Genomic DNA, 4,917 nt, shown 5'->3' on the forward strand with positions numbered 1-4,917 from the left:
GAATCCACCGACGAGGTAGCCTCATCCAGAATCAGAATGCGCGGGTCAATCAGCAAAGCCCGCGCAATCGAGATGCGCTGACGCTCGCCGCCCGAGAGGCCCTGCCCGCGCTCGCCCACCATGGAGTCGTAACCCTGCGGCAACCGCAGGATGAACTCGTGGGCGTGGGCCGCGCGCGCGGCCGCGATGATCTCGGTGCGGGTGGCGTCGGGCTTACCGTAGGCAATGTTGTCGGCAATCGTGCCAAAAAACAAAAACGGCTCCTGCAATACCAGCCCGATGTTTTGCCGGTAGTCGGCAATGGCATACGAGCGGATATCGACGCCGTCTACAAAAATCGCCCCTTCGGACACATCGTAAAACCGGCAAATCAGGTTGACCAGCGTGCTCTTGCCCGAGCCGCTATGGCCCACCAGACCCACCATTTCCCCCGGCGCAATGTTCAGGCTGATACCGCGGTTGACCTCGCGGTTGCCGTACCGGAAGCCCACATCGCGCACCTCAATGCGCCCCTTGACTTTGCCCATGGGCACCGGGTTGGCGGGCTCAGGCACGCTGGATACGTGGTCGAGAATGTCGAAAATCCGCTTGGCCGCCGAGGCCGATTTCTGGGTGACCGACACGATGCGGCTCATCGAATCCAGCCGGCCGTAAAAGCGGCTGATGTAGGCAATGAAGGCGGTCAACACCCCCACCGTGATCTCGCCCTTGGACACCTGCCAGATACCAAAGGCCCACACCACCAGCAAACCCAGCTCGGTCAAGAACGACACGCTGGGCGAGAACAGCGACCAGATCCGGTTGATGCGGTCGTTCACCACCAGGTTGTGCTTGTTGGCCTCCCGAAAGCGCCCCGCCTCGCGCCGCTCCTGCGCGAAGGCCTTAACCACCCGGATACCGGGAATAGTGTCTGCCAGCACATTGGTCACCTCGCCCCAGACGCGATCAATCTTCTCAAAGCCGGTGCGCAATCGGTCGCGCACAAAGTGAATCATCCAGGCAATGAAGGGCAGAGGCACCAGCGTCACCACCGCCAGCCAGGGGTTGATGGAAAACAGAATCACCGCGGTCATGGTGAGCATGATCACGTCGGTCGCAAAGTCCAGCAGGTGCAGTGACAGAAAGACGCAGATGCGGTCGCTCTCGCTGCCGATGCGCGACATCAGGTCGCCCGTTCGTTTGCCGCCGAAATACTCCAGGGACAAGCGCAGCAAATGCTCATAGGTCGCAGTGCGCAAGTCGGCGCCTATGCGCTCAGACACCAGCGCCAAAATGTAAGTCTTGGCCCAGCTCAACACCCACGCCAGCAGGGCCGAGCCCAGGAGGCCTGCCATATAAAAGCCAACCAGCCCGGAGTCGATCTGCTGCCCGTTCTGGAACGGAATCAACACGTTGTCCATCAGCGGCATGGTGAGGTAGGGCGGCACCAGATTGGCGGCTGTGCCCAAAAGCGTCAGCACAAAACCCAACAGCAGCTGGCCCTGGTAGGGCTTGGCAAAGCGCCACAGGCGAAACAGCGTCCAGGTGCTGGGCGGCGTGTGGACGACCTTGGTGCACACAGGGCACTCTTCCTGATCGGGCTCCAGGGGCGCCTTGCAGCTGGGGCACAACTGCGTGAGCGCCTGCTGCAGTGGCCGGCCCGAGACAGCGCTTTCAAGCTGCGCCTGAAACTGATCGACCAGCCGGATGGCGTGCAGATTCTGGCCTAGCGTAAAACGCCAGCTGCCCAGCAGGGCAGAGGCATTCATCAGATTGAGGTGCCCCACGCCGGCATGGTCATGGTGCTGCAGGCTTTGGCCTTGCTGTAAGTCCCAGCCCGTCCACTGGCGGGCCGGACCATCACATGCCAGCAGTCGCTGGTTGGTCAGCAGCACCAGGCCTTTGACGAAGTGCAGCTGCCTGTCCAGGTCAACCTCCAGCATGGCGAGGACGTTCTCTTGAGTGCGGAGTTCTTGTTGAACTGCTTCACGCCAGATGGCCGGCAGCTCGCCGGAGAGCGTGGGTACAGCACTAACTTCGGTGGTCATGGATAGCAAAAAAGGTGAATGTGAATCTGATTCTCGGCAAGCAAAGCCCTGCGGCAGGCTCCGCCTCCGGCCATGGATACTACGCTGTCGCGCAGCGGCCCGGAACCGCTCTCTTAGTGAGCGAAAATACATAACGCGTACAACGCAGCATTGGTGCACCGCTTATTCCAACCAGCCATGACAGACAAGAAAAATATCGAAATTCTCAAGGTGACATACCTTCGCGGGCCCAACATCTGGACTTACCGCCCCGTCATCGAAGCCTGGGTGAATATCGGCGAATTGGAGGACTTCCCCTCCAACACCCTGCCCGGCTTTTATGAGCGGCTCACCGGCTGGCTGCCGGGTCTGATCGAACACAAGTGCAGCCCCGGCGTTCGCGGAGGATTTCTCGAACGTTTGCGCGAAGGCACCTGGGCGGCCCACATCCTCGAGCATGTGGCACTCGAAATCCAGAACCTCAGCGGCATGCAAACCAGCTTCGGCAAGGCGCGGCAAATGTCTACGCGCGGCCACTACAAGATTGCATTCCGCACCCGCCAGGAGCAAGTCGGGCGCGCCGCGCTGGTGGTCGCACGCGACCTGATCGTGGCAGCCATCAACGACACCGGCTACCTGCTCGAAGAGCGCCTCACCGCGCTGCGCGACATGGTGGACTCGCTGTGCCTGGGCCCCAGTACCTCCAACATCGTGGACGCGGCGACCGACCGCGGCATCCCCTCCATACGCCTGACCAGCGGGAATTTGGTGCAGCTAGGCTACGGCATTTCGCAGCGCCGCATCTGGACTGCCGAGACCGACCAGACATCCGCCATTGCCGAAGAAATCGCCGGCGACAAAGACCTGACCAAGAGCCTGCTGAAGTCATGCGGCGTGCCGGTTCCCGAGGGCGCGCTGGTCAACTCGCCCGAGAAAGCCTGGGAAGTCGCGCAGGACATCGGTCTGCCGGTGGCAGTCAAGCCGTATGACGGTAACCACGGCCGCGGCGTCACACTCGATTTGTCGGACCAGGCCAGCGTCGAGACCGCCTTTCATGTTGCCAAGGAGCAAAGCGGCGGCAGCGTCATCGTAGAAAAATTCATCCCTGGCGACGAGCACCGCCTGCTCGTGGTGGGCAAGCACGTGGTGGCGGCGGCCCGCGGAGAGTCGGCCTGGGTGGTGGGTGACGGAAAGTCCACCATTACCGAGCTGGTCAATGCGCAAATCAACTCCGACCCCCGCCGCGGCGAAGCGGAGGAGCTGCCCCTCTCCCCGCTCGAGCCCGAAAAGAGCCGGGAAGTGCAGTTGGTGCTGCACCGCGCGGGCCTCACACCGGCATCCGTTCCCGATAAAGACAAGCGTGTACTGATTCAGCGCAACGGCAACATGGCCTGGGACGTGACCGACGAACTCCACCCCACCGTGGCAGCAACCGCAGCCCTGGCAGCCCGCGTGGTGGGGCTGGATATTGCCGGCATCGACATGGTGATGGAGGACTGCTCCAAGCCCATGAAGAGCCAACGGGGCGCGGTGATTGAAGTCAACGCAAGCCCCGGCTTGCTCTACCACATCAAGCCCGCCATCGGCACCCCGCGCAATGTCGGCCAGGCCATCGTGGAGCACCTGTTTGCGCCGGAAGCCCACGGCCGGATTCCCGTCATCGGGGTCACCGGCTCACAACACACCGGCCGCTTGGCGCGCCTGATTGCCTGGCTGGTACACATCAGCGGCAAGCACGTGGGCTTGGCCTGCAGCGAGGGCCTGTTCCTCGACGGCCGCCAGATCGATGCCCGCGACAGCGCGCAGTGGGAACCCAGCCAGCGCCTGCTGATCAACCGGTCGGTGCAGGCTGCGGTGTTTGAGAACAGCAGCCGCATGATCCTGGCCGAGGGCCTGGCCTACGACCGTTGCGCGGTGGGCGTGGTCACCGACATACGCTGCACACCCGACTTGGAGGAGTTCGACGTCCTCGATGCCGAGCAGGCATTCAAGGTCGCGCGCACCCAGGTGGACGTGGTGTTGCCCGGTGGCACGGCGGTGCTTCCAGCGGCGGACCCGCAGGTGCTGGAACTGGCCGCGCTGTGCGATGGCAAGATCATTCTGTATGCCACCGATGGCCAGAACCCGGCCCTGCAAGACCACCGCGCGCAAAGCGGCCGCGTGCTGTTCGTGCGCAACGGCGAAATTGTGCTGGCCCAGGGCGCGGATGAAATCGCGCTGCTGCCGCTGGCCAGCCTCAAGCCTGCCAAGGCCGCCAAGCCCGAAATGGTGATGGCCGCCATCGGCGCGGCCTGGGCGCTCGACATTCCGGTGGAGCTGATCGGCGCCGGACTGCACACCTTCGATTCCAACCCCAAAAAAACCCCTTACTGAGCCCCTCATGGAAGTATCCCGAATCCGCGCCCTGCGCGGCCCCAACCTGTGGAGCCACCACACGGCCATTCAATCGGTCGTGATCTGTACGGACCAGGAGGCCGCTGTGTCCTCCCTCCCGGGGTTTGAAGCCAAGCTGCGTGCGCGCTTTCCGGAAATCAGTCCCTTCCAGCCGGTCGGCCATGCGGAGAGCGTGTCGCTGGCCCGCGTGCTGGAGTTGGCGGCTTTGGGCCTGCAGGCGCAGGCCGGCTGCCCGGTGACCTTCAGCTGCACCACTCCCACGGTCGACGCCAATACCTACCAGGTGGTCGTGGAGTACAGCGAGGAAGAGGTGGGGATGCTCGCCATGGAGCTGGCCGAAAATTTGTGTAACGCCGCGCTGCATGACACGCCCTTTGACCTGCCAGCGGCCCTGGAGGCCCTGCGCGATCTGGACGAAGATGTTCGCCTCGGCCCCAGCACCGGCTCCATTGTGGATGCCGCGGTTGCCCGGGGCATTCCCTACAGTCGCATGACCGAAGGCAGCATGGTGCGCCTG

Annotated in this window: 2 protein-coding genes and 1 pseudogene; 2 read left to right on the top strand and 1 reads right to left on the bottom strand. The window is 63.1% G+C overall.

Features of this window, described 5'->3' with window-relative positions:
- Positions 1–2,027, bottom strand: a 2,027-nt coding sequence (locus Q0O05_RS11290; RefSeq protein WP_293663106.1) for an ABC transporter ATP-binding protein, incomplete at its 3' end; no start/stop codon positions are given.
- Between the two features lie 177 nt (positions 2,028–2,204).
- Here Q0O05_RS11290 and cphA point away from each other — a divergent pair.
- Positions 2,205–4,379, top strand: coding sequence for a cyanophycin synthetase (gene cphA / locus Q0O05_RS11295; protein ID WP_293663108.1), 2,175 nt, complete (start codon positions 2,205–2,207; stop codon positions 4,377–4,379).
- Between the two features lie 7 nt (positions 4,380–4,386).
- A pseudogene (locus Q0O05_RS11300) lies at positions 4,387–4,917 on the top strand (cyanophycin synthetase); the annotation flags it as partial.

The organism is Rhodoferax sp. OV413 (assembly GCF_945881795.1).
Lineage (GTDB): Bacteria > Pseudomonadota > Gammaproteobacteria > Burkholderiales > Burkholderiaceae_C > Allorhodoferax.

Bases quoted from the DNA above. Each gene is read 5' to 3' on its own strand.
- cphA (WP_293663108.1), top strand. From the start codon at position 2,205: ATGACAGACAAGAAAAATATCGAAATTCTCAAGGTGACATACCTTCGC.